1 protein-coding gene is annotated in these 1,375 nt (G+C 70.8%); it reads right to left on the bottom strand.

What is annotated here, in order from left to right:
• Nucleotides 1-1,375: immunoglobulin domain-containing protein (locus AC1D01_RS34775; RefSeq protein ID WP_477874085.1), on the bottom strand; the 1,375-nt coding region annotated here is incomplete at both ends.

Genomic DNA, 1,375 nt, shown 5'->3' with positions numbered 1-1,375 from the left:
CCTTGAAGCCGTCGTCGGCGAACTGCAGCGGTGCACCGGCGGCTTCCATGCCCGGCAGCCACGCGGTCATCAGCGCGAGCAGCTTCGCCTGCTGGTCATCGCTGGCCTGGTTGACCGTCAGCGTCGCGGCGGCGCTGGTCACGCTGCCCTTCGCGTTCTTCACGACCACCTGGAACTGCGCGCCGTTGTCGGCCGCGGTCACCGCGGCCAGCCTCAGGACGTCGGTGGTCGCGCCGGCGATGTCGGCGCCGTTGCGCTGCCACTGGTAGGCGAGTGGTGCGCTGCCCTTGGCCTCGACCGCGAAGACGGCCGGGTTGCCGACATTGACGACGATGCCCTGCGGCTGCGTCGTGATCACCGGCGGCGATTGCGCCGGGATGACGGTCAGCCGCGCGGCATCGGTCTGCAGCTTTCCGCCACCGTTGGCCACCTCGACGCTGAACAGCGCGCCGTCATCGGCATCCACCGTCGCGATCGCGTAGCTGGGGGCCGTGGCACCGGCGATCGCCTGGCCGTTGCGCTTCCATTGGTAGGCGAACGGCGCGCTGCCGGTCACGACCACCGCGAAGACGGCGGTCTCGCCGGCATTCACCGTCGCATCGCGCGGTGCCCAGGCCAGCTGCGGCGGGATCGGCGTGGCGCTGACGGTGAGCTTGGCGGTCACCGTCGTCACGCTGCCGGCGGCGTTCGTGCCCCGCAGGCTGTAGAGCGCGCCATCGTCCGCCAGCGTCACCTGGGGCAGCCACAGGAAGCTGCTGTCGCTGCCGGCGATCTCCAGGCCGTTGCGCAGCCAGACGAAGGTCATCGGCTGCGTGCCGTCGATGGTGGCGTAGAACATCACCGTCTCGCCGATCGCGACCGTCTGCGCGCGCGGGTTGCTCGTCACCTTCGGCGCGAGCTTGCTGCCGGTGGTCGCGGTCTCGAGCACCATGCACTCGGTCATCGCGGCGTTCTCGCTTCCCATCGTCACCTCGTGGATGGCCGTGACGAGCTTGTCGGTCGCGGCCCACACCGAGGTGGTCGAATCCTTGCGCACCTGCACGACGAAGTGGCCGGTGGCGTCGGTGAAGGCCGAGCTGCGGCCCGAGTAGTCGACGCCGCTGGCGCTGACCAGCACGTTCGCCGCCGGCTTGCCGTCGGCGGTGACCACGCAGCCTTCGAGGTCGACGGTCTCGGCGACCTGGTCGGCGTTCCAGTAGCTGAAGTGGGTCACCGTGCCTTCGTAGTACTGGGCGGCGCCGGTGCCGGCCAGCGTGGCCGTGCCTTCCTGCACCCAGCGCGCGCTGGCCTGGTCGAAGTGCCACAGCGGCACGCTGGCGGGCGGGTTCGGCGAGCGCGTCGACAACGGGATGCGCACGGTGGCCTGGCTGCCGGG

The sequence above is a fragment of the Rhizobacter sp. P3_B12 genome (assembly GCF_056402895.1).
The sequence above is the reverse complement of the archived record's forward strand: the minus strand, read 5'-3'. Positions and strand labels throughout refer to the sequence as shown.